The organism is Rhizobium sp. 01N424, from assembly GCF_056399485.1.
In genome coordinates this window covers 592,062-616,359 of the sequence record NZ_JBFTRK010000002.1, presented here as the reverse complement: position 1 = coordinate 616,359, position 24,298 = coordinate 592,062, and the positions used below count along the sequence as shown (strand labels likewise).

General features: G+C 63.6%; 23 protein-coding genes and 1 pseudogene. 11 read left to right on the top strand and 13 right to left on the bottom strand.

Going from position 1 to position 24,298, the window contains the following annotated elements; all coding sequences use genetic code 11:
* Nucleotides 1–142: 142 nt before the first annotated feature.
* The 6 genes from AC1DNK_RS08775 (at nt 143) to AC1DNK_RS08750 (ending at nt 7,868) form a co-directional block, all read left to right on the top strand.
* Nucleotides 143–1,936 (top strand): sensor histidine kinase, encoded by a 1,794-nt coding sequence (locus tag AC1DNK_RS08775; protein WP_477940509.1) that lies wholly within the window; start codon nt 143–145, stop codon nt 1,934–1,936.
* Entirely contained in the window at nt 1,933–3,264 is a 1,332-nt protein-coding gene (locus AC1DNK_RS08770) for a sigma-54-dependent transcriptional regulator (RefSeq protein WP_477940508.1), read from the top strand. The genes AC1DNK_RS08775 and AC1DNK_RS08770 overlap by 4 nt, the downstream gene beginning before the upstream one ends.
* A gap of 200 nt (nt 3,265–3,464) precedes the next feature.
* Complete coding sequence (locus AC1DNK_RS08765) at nt 3,465–4,448, top strand: tripartite tricarboxylate transporter substrate-binding protein (protein WP_477940506.1); 984 nt, start codon at nt 3,465–3,467, stop codon at nt 4,446–4,448.
* 179 nt (nt 4,449–4,627) lie between these two features.
* Nucleotides 4,628–5,089, top strand: a complete 462-nt coding sequence (locus AC1DNK_RS08760; RefSeq protein ID WP_477940503.1) for a tripartite tricarboxylate transporter TctB family protein — start codon at nt 4,628–4,630, stop codon at nt 5,087–5,089.
* Nucleotides 5,090–5,099: 10 nt separating this feature from the next.
* Nucleotides 5,100–6,605: a tripartite tricarboxylate transporter permease gene (locus tag AC1DNK_RS08755; protein WP_477940501.1), complete on the top strand. Its 1,506-nt coding sequence runs from the start codon at nt 5,100–5,102 to the stop codon at nt 6,603–6,605.
* 93 nt (nt 6,606–6,698) lie between these two features.
* Nucleotides 6,699–7,868, top strand: coding sequence for a M20 aminoacylase family protein (locus AC1DNK_RS08750; RefSeq protein WP_477940499.1), 1,170 nt, complete (start codon nt 6,699–6,701; stop codon nt 7,866–7,868).
* Nucleotides 7,869–8,032: 164 nt separating this feature from the next.
* Here AC1DNK_RS08750 and AC1DNK_RS08745 read toward each other — a convergent pair whose 3' ends face one another.
* The 9 genes and pseudogenes from AC1DNK_RS08745 to AC1DNK_RS08705 all read right to left on the bottom strand — a co-directional run bounded on the left by AC1DNK_RS08745 (nt 8,033) and on the right by AC1DNK_RS08705 (nt 17,272).
* Nucleotides 8,033–9,823 (bottom strand): adenine deaminase, encoded by a 1,791-nt coding sequence (locus AC1DNK_RS08745; RefSeq protein ID WP_477940498.1) that lies wholly within the window; start codon nt 9,821–9,823, stop codon nt 8,033–8,035.
* Nucleotides 9,820–10,740 (bottom strand): nucleoside hydrolase, encoded by a 921-nt coding sequence (locus AC1DNK_RS08740; protein ID WP_477940922.1) that lies wholly within the window; start codon nt 10,738–10,740, stop codon nt 9,820–9,822. Before AC1DNK_RS08740 ends, AC1DNK_RS08745 begins: the two co-directional genes overlap by 4 nt.
* A gap of 4 nt (nt 10,741–10,744) precedes the next feature.
* Nucleotides 10,745–11,767 (bottom strand): ABC transporter ATP-binding protein, encoded by a 1,023-nt coding sequence (locus tag AC1DNK_RS08735; RefSeq protein ID WP_477940497.1) that lies wholly within the window; start codon nt 11,765–11,767, stop codon nt 10,745–10,747.
* Nucleotides 11,760–12,539 carry an ABC transporter permease gene (locus AC1DNK_RS08730; RefSeq protein WP_130281892.1) on the bottom strand — a complete coding sequence of 260 codons (780 nt, stop codon included), beginning with the start codon at nt 12,537–12,539 and terminating at the stop codon, nt 11,760–11,762. The genes AC1DNK_RS08735 and AC1DNK_RS08730 overlap by 8 nt, the downstream gene beginning before the upstream one ends.
* Nucleotides 12,536–13,363 (bottom strand): ABC transporter permease, encoded by an 828-nt coding sequence (locus tag AC1DNK_RS08725; RefSeq protein WP_112385400.1) that lies wholly within the window; start codon nt 13,361–13,363, stop codon nt 12,536–12,538. The genes AC1DNK_RS08730 and AC1DNK_RS08725 overlap by 4 nt, the downstream gene beginning before the upstream one ends.
* 64 nt (nt 13,364–13,427) lie before the next feature.
* Entirely contained in the window at nt 13,428–14,447 is a 1,020-nt protein-coding gene (locus tag AC1DNK_RS08720) for an ABC transporter substrate-binding protein (protein WP_477940495.1), read from the bottom strand.
* The gene (locus tag AC1DNK_RS08715; RefSeq protein ID WP_477940493.1) at nt 14,444–15,493 is read right to left on the bottom strand and encodes a LacI family DNA-binding transcriptional regulator; all 1,050 of its coding nucleotides are present in this window, start codon (nt 15,491–15,493) and stop codon (nt 14,444–14,446) included. The genes AC1DNK_RS08720 and AC1DNK_RS08715 overlap by 4 nt, the downstream gene beginning before the upstream one ends.
* A gap of 30 nt (nt 15,494–15,523) precedes the next feature.
* A pseudogene (locus AC1DNK_RS08710) lies at nt 15,524–16,830 on the bottom strand (efflux transporter outer membrane subunit).
* Between the two features lie 121 nt (nt 16,831–16,951).
* Nucleotides 16,952–17,272, bottom strand: a complete 321-nt coding sequence (locus tag AC1DNK_RS08705; protein WP_148194284.1) for a hypothetical protein — start codon at nt 17,270–17,272, stop codon at nt 16,952–16,954.
* A gap of 237 nt (nt 17,273–17,509) precedes the next feature.
* On the opposite strand from AC1DNK_RS08705, the gene AC1DNK_RS08700 reads away from it, so the two are divergent.
* Nucleotides 17,510–17,905 (top strand): hypothetical protein, encoded by a 396-nt coding sequence (locus AC1DNK_RS08700; RefSeq protein ID WP_477940491.1) that lies wholly within the window; start codon nt 17,510–17,512, stop codon nt 17,903–17,905.
* A gap of 6 nt (nt 17,906–17,911) precedes the next feature.
* Here the strand turns inward: AC1DNK_RS08700 and AC1DNK_RS08695 are convergent, their stop codons facing one another.
* Nucleotides 17,912–18,787, bottom strand: a complete 876-nt coding sequence (locus AC1DNK_RS08695; RefSeq protein WP_310294108.1) for a LysR family transcriptional regulator — start codon at nt 18,785–18,787, stop codon at nt 17,912–17,914.
* 94 nt (nt 18,788–18,881) lie between these two features.
* Between AC1DNK_RS08695 and AC1DNK_RS08690 the strand changes: the two genes are divergently transcribed.
* The 3 genes from AC1DNK_RS08690 (at nt 18,882) to AC1DNK_RS08680 (ending at nt 19,937) form a co-directional block, all read left to right on the top strand.
* Complete coding sequence (locus tag AC1DNK_RS08690; RefSeq protein WP_477940489.1) at nt 18,882–19,097, top strand: DUF1127 domain-containing protein; 216 nt, start codon at nt 18,882–18,884, stop codon at nt 19,095–19,097.
* Nucleotides 19,098–19,180: 83 nt separating this feature from the next.
* Nucleotides 19,181–19,516, top strand: a complete 336-nt coding sequence (locus AC1DNK_RS08685; RefSeq protein WP_310294111.1) for an ArsR/SmtB family transcription factor — start codon at nt 19,181–19,183, stop codon at nt 19,514–19,516.
* Nucleotides 19,509–19,937 (top strand): SRPBCC family protein, encoded by a 429-nt coding sequence (locus tag AC1DNK_RS08680; protein ID WP_477940487.1) that lies wholly within the window; start codon nt 19,509–19,511, stop codon nt 19,935–19,937. Before AC1DNK_RS08685 ends, AC1DNK_RS08680 begins: the two co-directional genes overlap by 8 nt.
* Before the next feature lie 51 nt (nt 19,938–19,988).
* Here AC1DNK_RS08680 and AC1DNK_RS08675 read toward each other — a convergent pair whose 3' ends face one another.
* Nucleotides 19,989–20,813 carry an SDR family oxidoreductase gene (locus AC1DNK_RS08675; protein ID WP_477940486.1) on the bottom strand — a complete coding sequence of 275 codons (825 nt, stop codon included), beginning with the start codon at nt 20,811–20,813 and terminating at the stop codon, nt 19,989–19,991.
* Between the two features lie 89 nt (nt 20,814–20,902).
* Here AC1DNK_RS08675 and AC1DNK_RS08670 point away from each other — a divergent pair, with 89 nt between their 5' ends.
* Entirely contained in the window at nt 20,903–21,808 is a 906-nt protein-coding gene (locus AC1DNK_RS08670; protein ID WP_477940485.1) for an AraC family transcriptional regulator, read from the top strand.
* Between the two features lie 2 nt (nt 21,809–21,810).
* Here AC1DNK_RS08670 and AC1DNK_RS08665 read toward each other — a convergent pair whose 3' ends face one another.
* Together AC1DNK_RS08665 and AC1DNK_RS08660 are read right to left on the bottom strand one after the other, a co-directional pair.
* Entirely contained in the window at nt 21,811–23,181 is a 1,371-nt protein-coding gene (locus AC1DNK_RS08665; protein ID WP_477940920.1) for an MFS transporter, read from the bottom strand.
* A 92-nt stretch (nt 23,182–23,273) separates the two neighbouring features.
* On the bottom strand, nt 23,274–24,290 hold the full coding sequence (locus AC1DNK_RS08660; protein WP_477940483.1) for an amidohydrolase family protein: 1,017 nt from the start codon (nt 24,288–24,290) through the stop codon (nt 23,274–23,276).
* Nucleotides 24,291–24,298 lie beyond the last annotated feature (8 nt).

Genomic DNA, 24,298 nt, shown 5'->3' with positions numbered 1-24,298 from the left:
TTGGCCATGCCGCTGGCCTCTTGGAATTCGCGGCGCCGGTCAGTACAATCGGGCGGTCGGGGTTGCCTTCCTGGGGAGGGAGGCAAAATGGGAGGAGCCGCCGCTGTCTCAGAGGCATAGGCTTATATTTGCGCTGTTTTCAGTGCCTTTCGTCGTTTTCGCCTTCTTCTATTACGGCGGATCGCTGGCGACGCGCGCCTATATGGGCGAGGCCTCGGCGCAGGCTGGTACGGCGCTGAGGCTGGCCGTCTCCGCCCTCAGCGGTCACCTGAACCGCTACGAGGCGCTGCCGGCGCTGATTGCTGATCACGACGACATCAAGGAACTGGTCACACATCCCGACGACAAGGATCTTCGGGACGCCGCGAACCTCTATCTCAAGGAGATCAACCATCTCCTCAAGTCCTCCGATATCTATGTGATCAAGCCTGACGGCGAGACGATCGCGGCCAGCAATTTCGATATGCCGGGAAGCTTCATCGGCGAGAATTTCAGCTATCGCCCGTATTTCCAGGAGGCGATTGCCGGAAAGCAGTCGCGTTTCTACGCACTGGGGACGACCTCGCTGAAGCGCGGTTATTATTTCGGATCACCGATCAGGGCCGGCGATGACATCCGCGGCGTCATCGTCTTCAAGGTGGATATCGACATGATCGAGTCTTCCTGGACAAGTGGCGAGTACCGCATCTTCGTCTCCGATCCTGAAGGCATCATCTTCATGTCCGGCAAGCCGGCCTGGCTCTACAACAGCATCCTGCCGCTGACGGCGGATCGCATGCAGCGGACCGAGGCCTCCCGGCGCTATGCCAACGCGGCGCTGACGGCACTGCCGCTCGGCCGCAGCCGGTTCGCAGAGCATGATCTGATGACGATGATCGAGGAGGGCGCGCAGAAGGAATATCTGGTGCTCTCGCAATATATGCAGGCCGAAGACTGGACGGTGAACGTTCTGCTCGACACCGGCTCCGTCCGGGCGCAGGCGCGCACGGCGCTGGTCGCCGGTTTCCTGATGCTCTGCATTGCCGGTCTCGCCTTTGCCGTTCTGCGCCAGCGCCGGATGCGGCTCAATGAACGCATGCAGCTTCAGGCCGACGCCCGCAACCAGCTGGAACGGCGCGTCGAGGAGCGCACCGCCGATCTCGCCCGGGTCAACAGCCGCATCGAGGAAGAGATCGCCGAGCGGCGCCTGACGGAGCAGCAGCTGCGGCAGACGCAGGCCGATCTGATCCAGGCGGGCAAGCTTGCCGGGCTCGGCCAGATGTCGGCAGCATTGTCGCACGAATTCAACCAGCCCCTGGCGGCCGCCAAGACCTATACGGATAGCGCCGCCGTGCTGCTCGACCGCGGACGAAACACCGAGGCGCAGGACAATATCCGCCGTATCGGCGGGTTGATCGACCGGATGGCGGCGATCAGCAAGCATCTTCGCAATTTCGCCCGCAAGCCGAACGAGAAGCTCGGGCCGGTGCCGCTCGACGAGGCGATCCGCGATACGCTGGAGATCGTCGCCTGGCGGCTGAAGGCGGCCGATGCCGATCTGCAGCTCGATCTTGGCCTGCATCCGCCGGTCGTTCGGGCAGGTTCGGTGCGTCTGCAGCAGGTGCTGGTCAACGTTATCTCGAATGCGGCGGATGCCGTGGAAGGCCTCAACGACCGGCGGATCGAGGTCAGCGCTTTCGAAGGTGCCGGCAAGGTGGTGCTGACGGTGCGCGACTTCGGGCCTGGCGTGCCGGCGGCGATCGCCGAGCGCATCTTCGATCCGTTCTTCACCACCAAGGGCGTCGGCAAGGGGCTGGGGCTCGGTCTTTCCATCTCCTACAACATTATCAAGGATTTCGGCGGCAGCCTGACGGTGGAAAATCACCCCGATGGCGGCGCCGAGTTCCGCATCGAACTGCAATCGGCGGCGGGCGCCATGCCGGAGGCTGCGGAATGACCGATACCAAGATCCTGCTCGTGGATGACGAGGAGGAGTTGCGCCGTTCGACGGCGCAAGCGCTGGAGCTCTCCGGCTTCAATGTCGAGACCTTTTCGAATGCCGACCATGTGCTCGAGCTGATCGGTTACAGTTTCCCCGGCGTCGTCGTCAGCGATATCCGCATGCCCGGCACCGACGGCATGACGCTGATGAACCGGATCCGCGAGATCGATGCGGAAGTGCCTGTGATACTCGTTACCGGCCATGGCGATGTGCAGCTGGCGGTGAAGGCGATGCGCGAAGGCGCCTATGATTTCATCGAGAAGCCGTTCACGCCGCAGATGCTGGCGGGTGTCATCAAGCGCGCCCTGGAGCGCCGCAGTCTTGTCCTCGAAAACCGGCTGCTGAAGGCCGTTGCCGGAAAGCGCGATGACATCGAATCGCGGCTGCCGGGGCGAACGCAGGTGATGGTCGATCTGCGCTATCGCATCCGCGCGATCGGGGCGAGCGACGCCGATACGCTTATTGTCGGCGAGACAGGGGCAGGCAAGGAAGTGGTGGCGCGGGCGCTTCATGATATCAGCGCCCGGGCCAGCCGCCCTTTCATCGCCATCAATTGCGCGGCCTTGCCTGCGAACCTCATCGAGAGCGAGCTTTTCGGCCACGAGGCGGGCGCCTTTCCCGGCGCCGTGCGTCCGCGCTACGGCAAGTTCGAGCATGGCCGCGGCGGGACGATCCTGCTCGACGAGATCGGCTCGATGCCCTTCGATCTGCAGGCGAAGTTTCTCAGGGTGCTGCAGGAGCGGGTGATCTCGCGGCTCGGCTCCAACGAGATCGTGCCGCTCGACGTCCGCTTCATCGCAACCAGCAAGGTCGATCTGGAAGCCGAGGTCGCCGCCGGCCGCTTCCGCGCCGATCTCTTCTACCGGCTGAATGTCGCGACCCTGCATGTGCCGGCGCTGACGCAGCGGCGGGCGGATATTCCGCTGCTGTTTCTCCAGTTGGTACGAGAGGCGGCGGCGCGCTATGGGCGCGACGATCTGCCGGTTTCGCCTGACCTGATCTCCGATATCGCCCAGCGCGACTGGCCGGGCAATGTGCGCGAACTGCGCAACGCAGCGGATCGCTTGGTCCTCGGCCTCGATGGCGGCGAGCGGCCGAATGGCGAGGTGTCCGGGCTTGCTGATCGCGTCGCCGAATTCGAGCGCGGGGTGATTGCCACGGCGCTTGTCGCGCATGGCGGAAGCCTCAAGCCCGTCTATGAGTCGCTGCAGATTTCCCGCAAGACGCTGTACGAAAAGATGCAGAAATATGGGCTCGATAAGAAGATGCTCGTTTCCGAATAGTCCAAATGGGTGGATTTCCACCCATCGTCTTCGACCTTTGTTTCCAAATCGACCCATGGTGCAGCGCACGCAGGCGAAATCTCTGTCTGACGGTGGCGCCTGACGATTGCCGGGGCTTGTTTACCGCCTGTTAATGGCCGCATTCCGCTGGCGCACGGGAAGCGCCGATGGACAGCCTGTTTTCATCAGGGAGGAAAACGATGAAACTCTTCAAGGCCATGCTTGGCATGACGGCCGCTGCCGCCGTCTCTCTTCTTGCAACCGGCGCTTCGGCGCAGGGCTATCCTGAACGCACCATCACCATGGTCGTGCCGTTCGCGGCCGGTGGCCCGACGGACACAGTCGCGCGCCTCGTTGCCGAATCCATGTCGAAGGATTTGGGACAGCAGATCGTCGTCGAAAATGTCGGCGGCGCCGGCGGTACGCTCGGCGCCGGACGCGTCGCGGCTGCCGATGCTGATGGCTACACCATCCTGCTCCACCATATCGGCATGGCGACATCGGCGACGCTCTACCGCAAGCTTGCCTATGACACGCTCAATGCCTTCGACTACGTCGGCCTCGTCACCGACGTGCCGATGACGATCGTCGCCCGCAAGGATTTCGAGCCGACCGATCTCAAGGGTCTGGTCGAATACGTCAAGGCGAACAAGGACAAGGTCACCTATGCCAACGCCGGCATCGGTGCGGCCTCGCATCTCTGCGGCATGATGTTCATGAGTGCCATCCAGACACCGCTGACGACCGTTCCCTACAAGGGCACCGGTCCTGCGATGACCGATCTTCTCGGCGGCCAGGTCGATATCATGTGCGACCAGACCACCAACACCACCAAGCAGATCCAGGGCGGCACGATCAAGGCCTATGCCGTCACTTCGCCGAAGCGTCTCGATGTCCTGAAGGATGTTCCGACCGCCGTCGAAGGCGGCCTGCCGGGCTTCGAAGTCGGTATCTGGCACGGCATCTACACGCCGAAGGGCACGCCTGCTGACGTCAACGAGCGTCTGTCGAAGGCACTGCAGGTGGCGCTGAAGGACAGCAATGTCGCCGCGCGCTTCGCCGAACTCGGCACCGTGCCGTCGCCGGATGCCGATGCGACGCCTGCGGCTCTGAAGGCAAAGCTCGAGAGCGAAATCACCCGCTGGAAGCCGGTGATCGAGGCTGCGGGCGAATACGCTGACTGAGTGGTCGTCGCAAGCCCAGAGCTTGTGGCCCTCACCCTAACCCTCTCCCCGCTGGGGAGAGGGGACGCGGTTTTCCTTCTCCCCGGCGGGGAGAAGGTGCCCGTCAGTTTCAGGCGCAACGCGTTGCGCCGGGGATGAGGGGCTCCACCCACAGTTCTCTCCAACCCCACGGAGACACCATGAAATCTGTCAGATTCGACACCACCAATGCGATCTGCGGCGCGCTGCTCGTCGCGACCGGCGCATTCTTCGCCTATCAGTCCTTCACGCTGGAACTCGGCACGGCGTTGCGCATGGGGCCGGGCTATTTTCCGCTGGTGCTCTCAGGGGTGCTCGTCATCCTTGGCGGGATCGTCTTCTTCCAGGCGCTCCGCGTCGAGGGTGAACCGATCGACCCGTTTGCCTGGCGCGGCATGCTCTTCATTCTGCCGGCACCTGTCATCTTCGGCCTGACGGTTCGTGGGCTGGGCTTTGCGCCCTCGCTGTTTCTCACGGCCTTCATCGCCTGCTTCGCGTCGGAGAAGATGAATGTCTTCTACGCGCTGATCCTGTCGCTGGGCCTCACGGTCTTCTCGGTCGCGGTGTTCAGCTATGGCCTCGGCCTGCCGTTCGAGCGCTTCGGTCCGTGGACCAGGTTCTGAGGAGAGAGACATGGAACTTTTCAACAATCTCGCCCTCGGTTTCGCCACGGCAGCAACGCCGGCAAATCTGCTCTTCTGCCTGATCGGCGTTTTGCTCGGCACGCTGATCGGCGTGCTGCCCGGCATCGGCGCCACGGCGACGATCGCCATGCTGCTGCCGATCACCTTCCAGTTGGAGCCGGTCTCCTCGCTAATCATGCTTGCCGGTATCTATTACGGCGCGCAGTATGGCGGCTCGACGACGGCGATCCTGATCAACATGCCGGGCGAGTCATCCTCGGCGGTGACGGCGATCGACGGCTATCAGATGGCCCGTAAGGGCAGGGCGGGGGCGGCACTTGCGATCGCCGCACTTGGCTCGTTCTTCGCAGGCACGGTCTCGACCTTCCTCGTCGCCATCTTCGCGCCACCGCTGACCGAGATCGCGCTGAAATTCGGCGCGCCTGAATATTTCTCGCTGATGATCGTCGGCCTGGTGTCGTCGATCGCGCTGGCGCATGGCTCGATCATCAAGGCGCTGGCGATGGTGGCGCTCGGGCTGCTGCTCGGGCTCGTCGGCACCGACATCTATACCGGGACGCCGCGCTTCACCCTTGGCATCCGCGAATATGCCGATGGGCTGAATTTCGTGGCGCTCGCGGTCGGCGTCTTCGGCATCGCCGAAATCCTGCGCAATCTCGAAGGCGAGAAGACCCGGACGGTGCTGATGGCAAAAGTCTCCGGATTGCTGCCGTCGAAGAGCGAGTTCAAGCAGATGATCGCGCCCGTCATTCGTGGCACGGCGATCGGCTCGGCGCTCGGCATCCTGCCCGGCGGCGGTGCCATTCTCGCGTCCTTCGCCTCCTATACGGTGGAGAAGCGCACGTCGAAGAACCCGGAAGAATTCGGCCATGGAGCGGTGGCCGGTGTTGCCGGTCCCGAGTCGGCGAATAATGCGGGCGCTCAGACCTCGTTCATCCCGCTCTTGACGCTCGGGATCCCGGCCAACCCGGTCATGGCGCTGATGGTCGGCGCGATGATCATCCAGGGGATCGTCCCCGGTCCGAATGTCGCGACCGAACAGCCGGCGCTGTTCTGGGGCATCATCGCCTCGATGTGGATCGGCAACCTGATGCTGGTCATCCTCAATCTGCCGCTGATCGGCCTGTGGGTGAAGCTGCTGACGGTGCCCTACTATGTGCTCTTCCCCGTCATCATGGCCTTCTGCTCGATCGGGGTCTACAGCGTCAACGCCAATGTCTACGACCTCTATGCTGTCGCCTTCTTCGGCCTCATCGGCTACGTGCTGGCGAAGCTGCGCTGCGAGCCGGCGCCGCTCCTGCTCGGCTTCGTGCTCGGGCCGCTGCTGGAAGAGAACTTGCGGCGGGCGATGATCCTGTCGCGCGGCGATCCGACGACCTTCGTGACGCGTCCGATCAGCGCCGTGCTGCTCGCCATCGCGCTCGCCGTGCTGATCATCGTCTTCCTGCCGAGCGTCAAGAAGAAGCGCGAAGAGGTGTTCGTCGAGGAAACGTGAGGGGTTGAACTCACCGCTCCTTTGTTGAACAAAGGATCCATGAAGCGGGCGCCGGTCTGGCGCCCGTTTTCGCATGCAAGGACATCCCGGCTCATGACCATTCCCGCAGGGATCATCGACGATCTGCCTTTTCTCACCTCGCTTCGCCGCGACCTGCACGCCCATCCGGAGCTCGGCTTCGAGGAGGAGCGCACAAGCGGCATCGTTGCGAGACTGCTGGAAGAGGCCGGCATCAAGGTGCATCGCGGACTGGGGATGACGGGGGTCGTCGGCACGCTGCAGGTCGGCAACGGCACGCGTGCCATTGGCCTCAGGGCAGATATGGATGCGCTGGCGATGCCCGAGATGGCGGATCGCTCCTACAAATCGACGGTGCCGGGCAAGATGCATGCCTGCGGCCATGACGGGCATACGGCGATGCTGCTCGGCGCCGCCCGGTATCTGGCGGAAACCAAGGGCTTTTCCGGCGCCGTGCATTTCATCTTCCAGCCGGCCGAGGAGGGCCGGGGTGGCGCGAAACGCATGGTCGAGGAGGGGCTGTTCGATCTGTTCCCCTGTGATGCCGTCTACGGTCTGCACAATATGCCCGGCCTCGCCACCGACGAGATCGCCGTGGTCGAGGGGCCGCAGTTGGCCTCCTCCGACAGCTGGCGCGTCAGCTTTCGCGGCACCGGCACGCATGGCGCCAAGCCGCATCTCGGCCGCGACCCGATCACCGCTGCCGGCACCTTTATCGCCTCGCTGCAGACCATCGTCGGCCGCGTCGTCGATCCGCTGCAGCCGGCTGTCGTCAGCGCCTGTTCGCTGCAGGCGGGTGATCCGAAGGCGCTGAACGTCATTCCTGATATCGTCGAGATCGGCGGCACGGCGCGCGCCTATTCGCCTGAAGTGCGTGACCAGCTGGAAGAAGAGATCGGCCGGTTGGCGCAGGGTACCGCTCAGATGTTCGGCATTGCGGCGGACTATCAATTCGAACGGCGCATTCCGCCTGTCGTCAACGATGCCGACGTGACGGCGCGGGCGCTGGGTGCCGCGGGTGAGGTATTCGGGGCAAAGGTCCGCACCAGCTTTCCGCCGTCGACGGCGGGTGATGACTTTGCGTTTTTCGGGCAGAATGCGCCGGGGTGTTACGTCTGGCTCGGGAACGGCCCGGCTGTCGACGGGGCGCTGCATCACAATACGGCTTATGATTTCAACGACGGAGCGCTTGGGTATGGTGCGGCTTATTGGGTGAGGCTGGTGGAGCGGGAGTTGGCGGCTTAGGTTGCGCCCGTGGCCCCTCATCCGCCCTTTCGGGCACCTTCTCCCCGAGGGAGAAGGGACGTGTGGCTCTGCCTCGCTCCAAATCTAGAAGCTTCGACGTTCGCGGCTTCGGGAGAAGGTGGCCCGAAGGGTCGGATGAGGGGGCTACATCCTCTAAGCGATCCCTACGACAATATCTCCATTACTGGCGTCTCCAGCGCCGTCCCCGTCAGCACATCCGCAATCCCCATATCCGTCTGATGCGGACCGATGTTGCAGGCAAGCGTCGCCCCGAAGCAGGCCTTGAAGACGAGGTAGGGCGGCTGCCACGTGACGATCTCTTCCATCGCCTCGCGGATATCGCGAAAGCCCCGCGCCGTCTCGGCAAGCGGCGCTTCGCTCACGAGGCCTGAGAGCGGCAGCGGCAGCAGCGCCAGGATGACGCCATCCTTCGCAACGGCCATGCCGCCGCCTGCTGCGATCACCGCATTCGCCGCCGCCGCCATATCCGCAGTGTTGCCGCCGAAGACCGTCAGGTTGTGGCTGTCATGCGAAACGGTGGTGCAGAAGGCGCCGCGCCATTCGCCCCAGCCGGTGAGGAAGCCTGTACGCGGGTGGCCGTCCGCCAGTCCGTGGCGGTGGGCGACCGAGATCATGGTGCTGCCTGCGGGCGGCACGACGAAACCGTTTTCAACTGACGTTTCGGCCTCGCCCCATTGCGTGAAGCGCGGCCGGTCGATGGTGGCGACGCGCACACGCGTCCCCTCGGAGCGGACCTTGAAGTCATCTTCGCTGAGGCGAGGGAGTTTGACGGAATTGGTGAGTGGCGCGGTGTCGAGCGGCTTCAGCGCCGCTGTCATTGCGCCATCCTGCGCGATGGTGCGGCCATCGACGATGACCTGGCGCGCCCTGAAGCCGGTCAGATCCTCGAAAAGCACGATATCGGCACGGCGTCCCGCGGCGATTAGGCCGAGATCGCTGCGCTTCAGGCGCTGGGCAGCGTTGAAGGTGGCGGCGCGGAGCGCCCATTCCGGGCGCATGCCGTAGCGCACCAGGCGGCGGATCACGTCGTCGAGGCCGCCGCCGTCAAGCAGTTCGTCGGGGAAGACGTCATCGGTGCAGAGCGTCACTGTCGGCGGCAGATGGCCGATCGCGTTCAGGGCTTCGACGAATTCGGAGAGCAGATGGTCGTGCGAACCGCGTAGCTCGATGGTCATGCCTGCCGCGAGTTTTTGCAACAGGTCGGCGCCGGAGGTCAGTTCGTGGTCGGAGGTGATGCCTGCGGCCATGAAGGCGTTGAGATCGGCGCCTTCGAGCCCGCGGGCATGGCCGCAGACGAGCTTGCCGGAGGCGAGCCCGGCATTGACGATCTCGGTCATGCGCGGGTCGCCGTCGATGACACCGCGCATGTTCATGACTTCGGCGACGCCGCCGATCGCAGGTGAACGCAGCATCTCGGTGATGACGGAGGCATCGAAATCAGCCCCGGCGCGCTCCAGGCCGGGTGCCGAGGGCACGCAGGATGGGGCGAGCAGGATCATGCGGAGCGGCAGACCGGCGGATGCCTCGATCGCCCAGCGCACGCCGTCGAGGCCGTGGACATTGCCGAATTCGTGGGGATCCCAGAGGATCGTGGTGACGCCGCGCGGCAGCACGGCACGGGCATATTCGGCGGGCGTCACCATCGAGCTTTCGACATGCATATGCGTGTCGATCAGGCCGGGGGTGATGATGGTGCCAGATGCGTCGATGATTTCGGCGGCATCGCTGCGGCTTTTCGGAGCGTGCACGCTCGATATCAGCGAGCCGGTCAGGCCGATATCCGCCTCGCGGATCAGGCCGGTGACGGTATCGAGCAGCTTGCCGCCTGTTATCAGGATATCGAAGGGCGCATCGCCGCGGGCGGCGGCCACGGCGCGGGCGCGCAGTTGCGGATCGTTGAGATCGGCGGGCTCGCTGCGTGATGGAAAGCTCATTTGCCGGCCTCGCTTTCGAGCGCGCCGAGGATCAGTCTGCGTGCTGCCTCGGTATCGATCTCGACAGCAAATTCGGCATTGGGCGCGGCATGGGTTGCGCGCGTCTCGACGACGGTGCGGCCACGGGTGAACTGGCCGGCGAGCTCGACATCGATGCGGGCGGCGCGGAAGGTGACGAGTTCGGGGGCGGCGAAAGCGACGGCGGCAGAGGGATCGTAGATCGCCATCGCGGCGCGACCGCGGCTGATGCCGATATTGACGTAACCCGCGAGCATGTCGGCGATCAGTTCGGCATTGGCGCCGCCGGCGTTGCGGATCGGGTCGATATCGTCGGGCCTTGCCAGCACTTTGCGGCAGAGGTCGAGATCGACCATCTTCAGCGGCAGGCCGTGGCTGATGACGATCGCCAGCGCTTCCGGATCGGCAAGCGCGTTGAACTCTGCGGATGCCGTATGATTGCCAATCGTGACTCCGCCGCCCATCCAGGTCAGTTCGGTGATGCGGGCGGCGAGATCGGGCCGGGCGAGAGCGATTGCTGCGATATTGGTCAGCGGGCCAAGCGCCAGGATGCGGTGCGGGCCATCCGTTTCGAGCCAGCGGCAGAGGGCGAGGAAAGCGTCGCTATCGGCCAGCGCCAAGCCTTGCGGCAGGGTGCGGCCCGCTGTGGGAATGCCGGTATCGCCGAGGATAGCCTGGGCCGTCTCGATCTTGCCGATCACTGGATTGGCGCGGCCGCTGTGGATCGGGAATGTCCAGCCGAAGGCCTGTGCGGCGCCTGATGCGTTCACCTTCACCTGTGGCAGCGGCGTGTTGCCGAAGACCAGCGAGACGCCATCAATTACAAGCCCCGACTGCTTCACCACCAGAATGGCGGCGATGTCGTCGAAGCCCATGTCGGTATCGATCCAAATTCCCATCATGTCACCCGAAGCGCGAAAGGCTTGCGGCTGCAGCAAGCGGAAGGTCGAAGGAGAGGGCGGTGCCGATCGCGTGGGCGGGCAGGCTTGCATCGACCTCCGCCTTGATCGGCCCGAGCGGCGTGTCGAGCAGGTACTCCCGGGTATTCCCGGCAAAGGAGGTGCCGCGCACGGTTCCCTGGAACAGACCGGAACCAAGGATGACCGTGCGCGGCCGCCAGGCCAGCCCTGCCGCCTGAGGCGCAGGGACCGGCAAATCGACTGGACCGTTTTGCGTGACGAGCTTGCCGCCTTCGAGCTTGAAGACATTCTCGAAGCCGACGAAATCGGCGACGAAGGCCGAGACCGGTTTGTTGTAGATATCCTCAGGCGTGCCGATCTGCTCTATTCCGCCGTTCAGCATCACGACGATCCGGTCGGCAAGGGCCAGCGCCTCCACCTGATCATGGGTGACGAAGATCATCGTCACGCCGGTTTCCTTCTGGACGCGCTGCAGCTCGGCGCGCATTTCCAGACGCAGGCGGGCGTCGAGGTTCGAGAGCGGCTCGTCGAGCAAGAGCACCTTCGGCTCCATCACCATCGAGCGGGCAAGCGCCACGCGCTGTTGCTGGCCGCCGGAGAGTTCGGCTGGTTTCCGGGCGGCAAAGCTTGCGAGACCGACCGACTTGATGCCCGACGTGACGCGCTTGTCGAGATCCTGGCCGGATATGCCCTTGAGGCGCAGGCCGAAGGCGACGTTTTCGTAGACCGTCAGGTGCGGGAAGAGGGCGTAGGACTGGAAGACGAGGCCAACATTGCGCTTGTTGGCCGAGACGCGGGTGATGTCGTCGCCATCGAGATTGATGCGGCCGGAGGCGGGTGTCAGCAGGCCGGCGATCGAGCGCATCGTCGTCGTCTTGCCGCAGCCGGAGGGGCCGAGCAGGGCGACGAGTTCGCCCTTTGCGATCGTGAGATCGAGGTCCTTCACCGCGACCGTATCGCCATAGGCCAGCGTCAGCTTGTCGAGTTGAAGATAGGCATCAGACATAACGCGAGAATCCCAGGAAGCGTTCGGCAAGGAAGACGATGCCGATGGACAGGAAGGCGAGCAGCGAGGAGAGCGCCGCGATCGACGGATCGTAGGTGGTTTCCATGTAGCCCAGCATGTCGATCGGCAGGGTGCGGACACCGGGGCCGGAAAGGAACAGCGAGACCGGCACCTGATTGAAGCTGGTGACGAAGCCGAGGATGAAAGCGGCGAGAATGCCGCCGCGGATATTCGGCATGACCACCCGGAAGAAAGCGCCGGATCGCGATGAGCCGAGCAGGACGGCGGCTTCCTCGATATCGGAGCGCAGATTGTTGAGGCTCGCCGAGACGACACGGACGGCATAGGGCAGCACCAGCGCGGTGTGGGCAAAGAACAGCGCCAGCGTGATGTTGAAGCCGAAGGGCACGACAAGATAACGCAGCAGCGCCAAGCCGACGATGATGCCGGGCACGATGATCGGCAGGGAAACGATGGTGCGCACGGTTTCGGCGAAGGGCAGCTTGTAGCGCGATAGGGCGTAGGCGGCGGGAATGCCGAGGATGAGCGCCGAGAGCGTGCCGAAGACGGCGAGGAACATCGACATGCCGAAGCTCTCGCGGAAGCTGTCGATGGTGAAGACCTTGGCGACCCATTTCAGCGACAGGCCCTGCGGCGGGAAGGCCAGCGTGTCGCCGGCCGAAAGCGAGGCGGCGATGATGATCAGGAAAGGGCCGATCAGGAAGGTCAGCAGCAGGATCAGGACGATCGGCGGGAAGAGGCGTGCGGTCATCGCTTGTTCCTCGCGGTCGCCAGGCGCTTCAAGAGGATGTTGGCGGCAAAGCTCATGACGATCAGCATGAAGGCGATGACGCTGGCGGAGACGAAATTGTTGGAGACGGAAACCTGCTGGTAAAGCAGCGTCTCGAGCATCAGCACCTTGGAGCCGCCGAGCACGGCGGGGGTGATATAGGCGGTCAGCGAGCCGGTGAAGACGAGCGTGCCGCCGACCACGAGGCCCTCCTTGGTGAGCGGCAGGATGACCTTCCAGAACACCTGGAACCAGTTGGCGCCGAGCACCCGGGCGGCCGGGATCGCATCCTTCGGCATGTTTTCCAGGGCGCTGATCAGCGACAGAATCATCAGCGGCAGGAAGAGCTGCAGCAGGCCGATGAAGACCGCGGTTTCGGTGAAGAGCAGGCGCAGCGGCTCGTCGCTGAAGCCGAGACCGGTGATCGCCTGATTGATGATGCCGGTGCGGCCGAGGATGACGATCCAGGCGTAGGTTCGGGCCACCGGCGAAATCATCAGCGGCAGGGTGACCAGACCGATCATCCGGCCCTTGCCCTTGGGCGGCAAGTTGACGATGGCAAAGGCCGCGGCATAGCCGATGACGGCCGAAACGGCGGTGACTTCGAGGCCGAGCCGGAAGGTGCGCAAAAAGACGGTGCGGTTCAGCTGCTCGGAGAAGAAATCGGTGTAGGCCGACAGTGTCCATGCGCCGTCAGCGCGAAAACCTTCGGAGAGCAGAATGGCGACGGGCAGCAGGAAGACCACAGCCGCAAAGATTGCGGCCGGCAGCGCAAGCGCCAAAGCTTCTGCTCGGTTCTGAAACATCGGGAGCCTTTCGGGCGGGTAAGAAGCGGTCCCGGGCTTGCCGGGACCGGATGTTATTTGTGGCTTACTGGCCGACCGTGCTGTTCCATTCCTTCAGCCAGGCATCGCGATTATCGAGAGCTACGGCAGAGGGGATGAGCTTCAGGCTCTTGGCGGTGTCTTCGCCATAGGTGAGGTTGTTGGCAGCGGCCTCGGAGAGCTTGACCTCCTTGTTGGCGGGGCTGTCGACGAGCTTTTCGGCAAGCTTGGTCTGAATGTCGGTGGAGAGCCAGAAATCCATGAATTGCAGGGCGAGATCCTGGTTCTTCGAGCCCTTGGTGAGGACCATGACATTCATGCCGCCGGTCTGGCCTTCCTTCGGGGTAGCCCAGGCAACGGGCACGTCGAGCTTGGTGAAGCCGGCCCAGGAGAAGCGGCCGATCGGGGCGGCCCAGATCTCTTCCTGCTGCATCAGCTGCACCAGCTGCGAGGACTTTTCATAGAAGGTGACGATATCGTCCTTCTTCTCGCCGACCGCCGCGATGGCGCCCTGGAGATCCGGCGTATCCTTGCCGATTGCCTTGCCGAGCATGAAGAGCGCCGGCGGGCCCTGGTTGGTGGTGACGTTCGGGAAGGCGACGTGGCCGACATATTCCGGCTTCAGGAGATCGGCCCAGGATTCGATCTTCATCTTGTCAGAGCGGTAGGCGATCGAGGTGGCGTAGAAGGTGTAGCCGACGCTCATGCCGTCGCCGTTCGGATCCTTGGCGACGTCATAGAGCTTGTCGAAATTCGCGAGCTTGGAGGTGTCGATCTTGTCGATCAGATCCTTGCGGGAGGCCGAGAGCGCGTCGGCCATCGAGACGACGGCCATGTCGATGACGGGGTTCGCCTTGTTCGCTTCCATCTTGGCGATGCGCTCGACGCTATTGCCGGTTTCGACGACGAGCTTGCAGCCGCATTTCGCTTCGAAGGGATCGTAGACGATCGTCTTGAAGTCGTCCTGTGCGAAGGCATAGACGGAAATGGTCAGCGTGCGGTCCTGCGCGGCTGCCGCCAGCGGGGAGAGCGCCAAGAGCGCTACCGATGCGATGAGGGATTTCATGTCGCGAGTTCTCCATCTGTCAGGTTTTCTTTTGCCGGGCTGGCGGGCCCGGAGGATTGGCGGACGATCAATTGCATGGGTACGCGATCGGTCTCCGCAGTGACGATGACACCCTCCCGGGTGCCGCTTTCCAGAATGGTCTTCAGCAGCGCCGAGATGGCGATCTCGGCGATCCTGTCCATGTCCATCCGCGCCGTGGTCAGCGCGGGAGTGACGACCGGTGACCAGATCAGGTCGTCAAAGCCGGTGACGCTGACATCGGCAGGCACATTGATACCTTCCTGCTGCAGCTCGGTCAGTGCCCGAAGGGCTTGCAGGTCGGAAAGGGCGGCGAAGGCGGTAAAACCTTCGGCAGCCTTCCTGGCGAGGCCCAGCCGGCAGCCGGCGCCGGCCGTCTGTTCGAGCCGTTCGATCCAGAGCATTTCCGAACTCATGCCCTTGGCGAGCCCGGAACGGATGCCGCCGGCGCGATCGTTCTGGACGTTCGATTCCGGATTGTTGCCGATGATCAGGATGCGCTTGTGGCCGAGACCCGCCAGATGCGCGGCGATCTGCTGGCCGCCCTGCCAGTGATCGGCCGCGACAGTGTTGCCGGGGGTTGAGGCCGTGTCTATGACGGCGACGGGACAGCTGGAAGCGGAGATGCGGGTGGCGCGGCGGGGGACAACGACCATGCCGTCGACGCCGCGCTCGATCAACCGGTTGATCGCCTCGGTCTGCGCCGTCACGTCACCGCGCGAGTCGGCGATGAGCACGCCATAATCAGCGGACTTGGCGGCGAATTCGATCGCCTGGGCGATTTTCGGGAAGAGCGGATTGGCAATATCCGGAAGCACGAGGCCAAGGACGCCGCTGCGGCCGGTGCGTAGTGCGCGGCCTGCCTGGCTCGGGATATAACCAAGCTCAGCGGCATGCTCGCGGATCTTTTCCGCCAGCTGTTCGGAAACACGGCCCTTGCCCGAAAGCGCGTTCGAAACGGTCGCGACGGAGACGCCGAGCGACGTTGCTATCCTGCTCAAGTTCGGTCCCGGGCGTGACGAAGCCATGGTTTGCCGTGTGTTTGATTAATCGTTTAATCAGGCTCTACAGGAAGCATGTGGCGTTGTCGAATCGAATCTTAGCGTAACTGGCGTTTTCCGCCTCGGCTTTGCGCCATCGGGCGCATAGCCGCCGCCGACGGCGACGTTGAGCGAGACGTAGTCCTTGGCCATCTGCTGGACGGCGGCGGCCAGGCTTGCCTGGGCCGTCGAGACGTTGCGCTGGGCATCGAGAACGTCGAGCAGCGAGGACGCGCCGTCCTTGTAGCTGGCGGTCGAGAGCTCAAGCGATTCCTGGGTGGTCTTCACCTGGGCACGCAGGGCCTGAACCGTCTGTGCATCGCGGCGGACCGCCGACAGTGCGTTCTCGACCTGCTCGACGGCGCTCAGCACCGCAGACTTCCAGGCGAGATAGGCGGCCTTGGCATCCGACTTGGTGATATCGACATTGGCGCGCAGGCGGCCGCCGTCGAAGATCGGCAGGTTCAGCGTCGGGCCGAAGGACCAGGTGGTCAGGCCGCCATTGCCGCCGACCGGGCGGACGTAGGAGGGCGAGATCGAGCCCGACAGCGAGATCGACGGATAGAGCTGCGCCTCGGCCACGCCGATATTGGCGGTGGCAGCGGCCAGATCCCGTTCGGCCTTGCGGATATCGGGACGGTTGCGGATCAGGTCAGCCGGAATGCCGGCCTGCAGGCCGCCACGGAACACCGGCTGATGCGAGCCCTTCTGCAGATCGCTGACCAGCGAGGAGGCCGGCAGGCCGAGCAGGGTGGCGATGTGATGGGCGGCAACCCGGAAGTTGGTTTCGAGACCGGGGATTTCGGCCTGGGTCGACTGCACCAGACCTTCGGCCTGGACGACGTCTCCTGGAGGAAGGTGAGCTTGGCGACATCGGCGGTGGCATAGGCCGAATCCAGCGAGGCCAGCGCGCTTTCCTTCGAACGGCGGTATTCGCCGAACAGATCGAGCAGCCAGGAGACATTGGCTTCACCGGCGGTGGTGTTGGTGGCGCCAACCGACTGGCGGCGCGAACCAAGCTGGCCGCTTGTCGTATGAGAAGCACCGACGACGAGGCTCGGGAGTGCGCCGGCACCGGCGACCGTTACCTGAGCTTCGGCAGCGTTGATGCGCTCCAGCGCCTGCAGAACGTTGAGGTTCTGGCCGATGCCCTGGGCCACCAGCGAATTCAGACGCTGATCGCGATAGGCCGTCCACCACTGGGCGGTCGCAACATCACCATTGCTCTTGACCCCGCCTTCACCGAACTTCGCGGGAAGCGGCATCTCCGGGGGGACATGATCCGGACCGCTCACGCAGCCGGCCAGTGCGGAAGACATCAGCATGCATGCTGCAACCCGCGCGATTATCGTCTGATGCTTCAACGGCCCTCTCCGTGTTTATATCGACGATGCCTAATTATGGTTAATGGATGGTTGATTTTGCGCGATGCGGCCGAATGCGGCGTCACAGCGCCTTCTCCTCATGACGCCCGGTCCTGCCGTCGAGCTCGAGCGGCGGCTGTGGAGGAACGGCATGCATATCGGCCGACGGGAAGCGTGCTGCCAACAGGTCGGCAAGGCTTTCGGAGGATGCGTAGGCGGCGCATTCGGTCGGCGCCACGCAGCTTTGGCGGACGCGGAATGTCTTTGCTGTCGTCTTTGGAGCGAGGTTGACTGTGCCGGTTGCGGACAGTCTGGTTACCGGGTCGAGCGGCGGCGCGAAAAATGGATAGATGACGAACCCCGTTGCCAGGCTCACCGTTACGCACGCTACGATATAAATCAACACAAACCTCATGAGCCTATAACGTCAGCCGCACCCCACCATATCAACCTGCCAATTAGGATTAGAATCCACTGCCGGATGTAGGTCGCGCGCCTCCGCAGGTTCCAAGCGGGGTAGAAAAACAGCCGGATTTCGCTGACAAGCGGTGAGCGCCCGATCTTCGCGAAACTTTTCGCCTGTCGGGGAGTTTCGGTCTTCAGCAGCAGTGGGTAGAGACCGCAAACGCAGGAGAGACAGATGCCAGACAGATCACGGCCCGGAGCAGACGCAACCGAAGCGGACCTTCAGGCGCATCTGGCCGAGATGGAAGCGGAGGCGATGGCCGATGATTTCGTCCGGGACAATCCGGAAGAAGACGCGGCCCTTGAGGCTGATCTTCACCGGCTGCAGGCAGAGCTCGAAGCACTGCGGGCGCGCCTTTCGGTGATCAAGGAACAGAGTGCGGCTGTGGTGCGCAACAATCTGGAATGGGCCGACAGAAGCGCCCATGACCAGCTCGGCGACTATCCGTGGCTGAAGCTCGCGGGCGCGATGGCCGGAACCTATGTGTTCGGCCGTATGCTGCGCAACGCACCGGTCGCCGCCATCCTGACGGCGGTCGTACCGTTCGTTCTCTCCAAAGCCGAGAAATAGTCGCCATCAGTCCTTGAAGTCGCGCAGGCATTTGACGATTTCGCGCAGGCCGCGGGTCAGGTGCTTGTCGCGGCGCATGACGATGCCGAGCTGGCGGACAAGCCGCGGCTTTACCGGCGACGTTGCGAGATAGCCGGCGCGATCGCGGCGCAGCGCCAGCGACGGCAGCACCGACCAGCCGAGACCGGCCGCCACCAGTTCCTTTATTGCCTCGACGCTGCCGAATTCCATGACCGGCTGGGCCCGGATGCCTGCATCGGCAAACCATTTGTCCGTCGCCTGGCGGGTATTACCGCCGTCATAAAGCATCATCACCTTCTGCTGCAGGAAAGCAGCATCGGGGCCGCCTTCCGGCATGTCGCTGCCGCGCGGGGCGACGGCCAGAAGCTCGTCCTCGTAGAAGATCTCGACCTCCAGCGACCGGGCTGCGGCGGGAAGGGTGACGACGGCGAGGTCGAGCGCGTTGGATTCCAGATCGCGAAGGATTTCGTCGGTATTGCCGATCTTCACGGTGATCTCGAGGCCCGGCATGCGCTTCTTGGCGGCGGCGATGGCGCGAGGCAGCAGATGGATCGAGGCGGTTCCGCCGCTGCCGATCCTCACACGCCCCGCAGCCCCTTCCTTATAGGGCGCCATGGCATCGAGCGCCGTATCGCATTGCTCTATGATTTTTCGCGCATGGGCGAGGAACTCGACGCCGGCGGCCGAAGGCTGGGCGCGGCGTCCCACACGTTCGATCAGCCGCACGCCCAACCGCTGTTCCAGCAGCTTGATCTGCAGGCTGACGGCCGGCTGCGTGACCCCGGCGCGGTCAGCTGCCGCCGTGAAGCTGCCCAATTCGGCGACGCTGACGAAGGCGGCCAGCTGATCGAGATTGATCATCAAAGAAATCCTTATGCATTGCATAACAATGATAAGCTTCTTTCACTGCTCCTGCCAAGCCATCCTCGCGCCTTCAAAACGGCAGGAGACTGGCATGACGATCGAGACTGAAGAGAGCGCCGGACGCAGGGCAGACGCGGGGCGATGGAGGCTGGCGTCAGGCGGGCTGGTAGCGGCGTTGAAACATTGGCTGGAAAAGCGCCGCACGCGCAGAAACCTGCTTGAGCTTTCGGCCAGTGAGCTTAGCGATATCGGCATGACCCGCGAGGCCGCCCGCGCCGAGGTGCGAAAGTCGTGGTTCTGGGACTGACGCTCTTGCCTCGCGCGAAAACATTCACCCATATGGTTGACTATCGATTCGAATTTTGTATATTCAACCATACGGGTGAATAAATGGACGACGACGCTCTGTCACGTATTCTGAAGGCCGCGGGTGACACCACGCGGCGGCAGATCCTTACGCTTCTTGTTCAGGAAGGGGCGCTGAGAGTGACTTCGCTTGCCGCTCATTTCGACATGTCCCTGAATGCCGTCTCCAAGCATATCAAGGTCTTGGAGGAGGCGGGACTTGTGACCCGCAGGACTGTCGGCCGTGAGCATTTCATGGCCGCGGAGCTCGAACCACTAAAGCTGACTGAGGGCTGGTTCGCGCAACTGAAGTCCATCTGGGACCTGCGCCTGTCGGCGCTGGAGGCTATTCTAGTTTCAAAGGATGACGGACATGAGTGAACTGGAACTGACAATCAACCGCAAGATCGCAGCGCCCCGCCAGAAGGTTTTCAACGCCTGGCTCTCGCCGGAAATCCTGGCGCAGTTCATGCGCACGCCGACCGGTGGCAGCGATATATCGAAGGTGTCGAACGACCCGGTGAAAGGCGGCCGCTTCTCGATCGTGATGAAGACCGCCGAGCGCGAGATCCCGCATGCCGGCACCTATCTGGAGATCGACCCGCACGCGCGCCTCGCCTTCACCTGGGAGTCGCCCTATTCGCTCGACGACAGCGTGGTGACCATCGATCTCGCCGAGGTCGATGGGAACACGACCGAAATCACGCTGAAGCAGGTGAAATTCCGCAGCGAAGAGGCCCGCGACGGCCACCGCGGCGGCTGGAATGCGATCCTCGATAATCTGCAGGGCATCATCGCCTGATGTTCATGGCCGCCGTGCCATTCGGATGCGGCGGCCATGCTTTCCATCCTCTCAGCCTTGTGGGCTGAAGGTCTTGCGCATGGTCTCAGTGTAGTGGGCGTCTGATGTCGTCCAGCGGAGATCGGCGACCATCCTGGTATCGGCTCCGGCAAGGTAGCGCACTTGCCTTGCCTCGTTCGTCGCCGCCGCAAAGATCGCCTCGGCCACTTCCTGCTCGGTGCAGTAGGGCGTCGGGTAGTTTGCCATCTTCTGGAAATAGGTCTGCGCATAGGCGCCGTAGTCATCCGGGATCAGGCCGTTCATGCGGTCGCCGCTATTGGTGGTGAAGCTCGTTGTCGGCGCATAGCCGGGCTCGACGAGGCGCGCGTTGATGCCGAAGGGTTCGAGTTCGTAGGCGAGGGATTCCGTGAAACCCTCGACGGCCCATTTGCTGGCGCAGTAGACGGCGACCATCGGCATTGGGCCGATCCCGGCGCTGGATGTGACGTTGATGATCGTTCCGCCACCTTGGCGGCGCATGACTGGGATGATCGCCCGGCAGGCGGTGAAGACACCGAAGCTGTTGGTTTCGAAGATTTCACGGGTGACCGCATCGGGTGTTGCCTCGAAGGCTGAGGCGAGGCCGATCCCGGCATTGTTGACGAAGGCGTCTATCGTGCCGAAGGCTTCGATGCCGGAGGCGATCGCCGCGCGGATGCTGTCGTCGCCGGTAATATCGAGCGGCAGGACCTTGAGGCGGCCGGTTTTATCCGCGAAGGCCGCCTTCTCCGGCTGTCGCATCGTCGCCAGCACGTTCCACCCCTTGTCGAGGAAGAACTCTGCTGCTGCTTTTCCGTATCCTGTCGAGCTTCCTGTGATCATCATCGTCTTGGCCATGTCGGGCTCCTTTCGTTGTCAGGGAGCATAGACAAGTCGCAGAGACGATCTATAATCAGAACTCCATAAAACATTGTAGATCGTCCATCATGGATCCTTTCAGTGACCTTATCGGTCTGCTTCGGCCGCATGCGGCCGTCTCCAAGCCGATCACCGGCCGCGGCAGATGGGGCGCGTGCTATCGTCCCTACGGGGCGCCCGGATTTGCCATCGTGCTCGAGGGGACCTGCTTTCTTCAGTTTGACGAGGAAGCGCCGATCCGGCTTGCCGCCGGCGATTTCATTCTCATTCCATCGACGCCGGCGTTCTCGCTGTTCAGTCATGCCGAGGCAGAGCGGCTGCCGCGCGAACCCACCGATCAGCCGGTGCGGCATGGCGAGGCGGAAGGCGAGGCGGATTTCCGGATGCTCGGCGGCGGCTTCCAGATCGAGCCGGTCAATGCAGGGCTGCTGCTGGCGCTGCTCCCCGGGATCATTCATATCCATGCCGATGAGGGTGAGGCCGACCGGCTGAAGCGCATCATCGCGCTGATCATGGAAGAGAGTATGGCCGACCGGCCGGGCCGCGAACCGGTGGTCGAGCGGCTGCTGGAGGTAATGCTGGTCGAGGCGCTGCGCTGGGGCGGCGGCATGGATGCCGGGCCGGTGACATCGGGCATGCTGCGATCGATGCGTGATCCCTCGCTCGCCCGTGCCTTGCGGGCGATGCATGCCGATGTCCGTGCGCGCTGGACCGTCGAGGGGCTGGCGAAGCTGGCGGGCATGTCGCGCTCGGCCTTTGCCGCCCGCTTTGCCGAGGCGCTTGGCACGACGCCGATCGACTATCTCGCGCAATGGCGGATGGCGCTGGCGCGCGATGCGTTGAGCCGCGGCGATATCAGTCTTGAGCGGCTGGCTGGCGAGATTGGCTATGAATCGGCCAGTGCGTTCAGTACCGCGTTTCGCCGCCACAATGGCTGCTCACCGCGCGAGTTCGGCCGGTCAGCGGGGCGTTGAGCTCAATCGGCGTGACGCGGACGGCGGCGGACGAGGTCGTCGCCGGCCTGGGGCGGCAGGCGCCAGAAGGTGATGACGCTGGAGGCCGATACCAGGCCGACGACCACGAAGGCGATGTGGAAATCCGAGAGCAGCAGGCTGCCGCCGTGGAGGCTGCTGGTGATGTCGAGCGAGGCACCGGCAACGGCCACGCCCATGGCCATCGAGACGCGCTGGGCGACCGCGTTGATCGCCGTCGCCTGGCCGGTATGGGCCTCGTCGACATCGCCGAAGGACATGGCGCTGATGCCGGAGAAGGCCATCGAGCGGAGGATGCCGCCGATTAGCAGACAGCCCATGATCAGCCACATCGGTGTGCCCGGATGGAAGAGCGCGTTGATGCCGAGCAGGATGGCGGAGATGAAGGTGGTGACGATCAGGATACGGCGGAAGCCGAAGCGGGCGAAGGTGCGGGCGGCGCCGAATTTCGAGCTCAGCGATCCCACCGCGGTGATGAAGGTCACCATACCCGACTGGAAGGGCGTCAGCCCGAAACCGAGCTGCAGCATCAGCGGCATCAGGAAGGGCAAGGCGCCGAGCCCCATGCGGAAATTCGAGGCGCCGATGATGGAAGCGCGGAAGATCGGATAGCGGAACATGCGCGGGTCGAGCAGCGGGTGCTCGGTGCGCTTGGCATGCCAGAGATAGGCAATGCCCATGAGTATGCCGATCGCGATCGTCGTGTAGCCGTAATACATCGGCAGCGCCGGGAGGCTGACGACCGAGATGCCGAAGACGAAGGCGCTGAAGCCGATGCCCGAGAGAAAGAAGCCGGTGAAATCCAGCGGCTTCGGCTCCCGCGCCTCCACCGGCGGCAGCAGCTTGGTGACGAGGATGATACCGGCAATGCCGATCGGCACGTTGATCCAGAAGATCCAGTGCCAGCTGAGATAGGTGGTGAAGAAGCCGCCGACCGGTGGGCCGAGGATCGGACCGACAAGGGCGGGGATTGTCAGCCAGGCCAGAGCATCGACCAGCTGATGCTTCGGCGTGCCGCGCACCAGAAGCAGGCGGCTGACGGGCGTCATCATCGAGCCGCCGGCGCCCTGCACCAGCCGCCAGAAGACGAAAGCGCCGATCGAGCCGGAGAAGGCGCAGCCGATCGAGCCGATCATGAAGACGCCGATAGCGATGCGGAAGATGTTCAGCGCGCCGAAGCGATCAGCCATCCAGCCGCTGATCGGAATGAAGACGGCAAGGGCGACGAGATAGCTGGTGACGGCCAGTTTCAGGGCGATCGGCGAGGTGCCGATATCGGCGGCGATCGCCGGCAGGCTCGTCGCGATGATCGTCGAATCCATGCGCTCCATGAACAGGGCGATGGCGAGAATGATCGGCGTAAGGCGGGGCAAGGATATGTCCGGTCAATGATGCGCGGCCGTTATAGGACGCATTGCGGCCGCGCACCAGTTCAACTTCTCGCAGGTTATCTGCCCTTCAGCCCGAACAGGGCCTCGGCGTTGCGGAAGCAGATCTTTTCCATGTCTTCCTTGGGAAGATCGAGCGAATTCAGGATCTTCAGCGTGTCGCGGATATAGCCCGGACCCTTTTCGGGATCGAAGGGCGAGTCCGAGGCGAAGAGGATGCGGTCGGAGCCGTAGAATTCCAGCCCACAGATGGTGGCTGCCTTCGAGCCGAAGACGGCGGTGTCGGCATAGAAGTCTTTGAAATAATCGAGCGGGCGCTTCTTCAGGCGCTTCAGCACCAGCGTCAGGTCCTCGTCGGTGGTGCGCTTGCCGAGCTGGTCCCAGCCCGGGCCGACGCGTCCCTCGAAATAGGGGACCATGGCGCCCATGTGGTGGGCGAGAACCTTGAGATCCGGCAGGCGGTCCATGAAGCCGGAGAAGACCAGCCGGGCCATGGCGGCACTGGTTTCGTACGGCCAGCCGAAGGTCCACCAGATCTCGTATTTCGACTTGTCCTCGGTGGCATAGTCGGTCATCGAGGCATTGCGCGAGGGATGCAGCAGCACCGGCTTGTTGTGCTTGGCGGCGACCTCAAAGATCGCGAAGAAGCGCTCCTCGTCGAGTGGTGCGCCGTTGACGTTGGTGTGGATCTGCAAGCCGTTGGCGCCGAGTTCGGTGAAGGCGCGTTCGGCCTCGCGAACAGCAGCGTCGGGGGCGTTCATCGGCAGGGCGGCGACGAAGCCGGCGAAGCGCTCGGGATATTTCTCGACAAGCTCGGCCTGGCCGTCATTGGCAATGCGGGCAAATTCGGTGGCGAGCTCCGGGCCGCCCATCGCTTCCAGCGGCGGCATGCCCAGCGAGATGATCTGCCGGTAGTCAGGAAACTCGTCCATGACGCGGAAGCGGGTTTCGAGATCGTAGATGCAGGGTACGCCCTGCATGCGACGGCCGATATCCTTGCCAGCGCCGTCGAGCTTCTGGATGCGCTCCCAGAGCGCCTTCGGGAAGAAATGGTTGAACGCGTCGATATAATACATGGGACTCC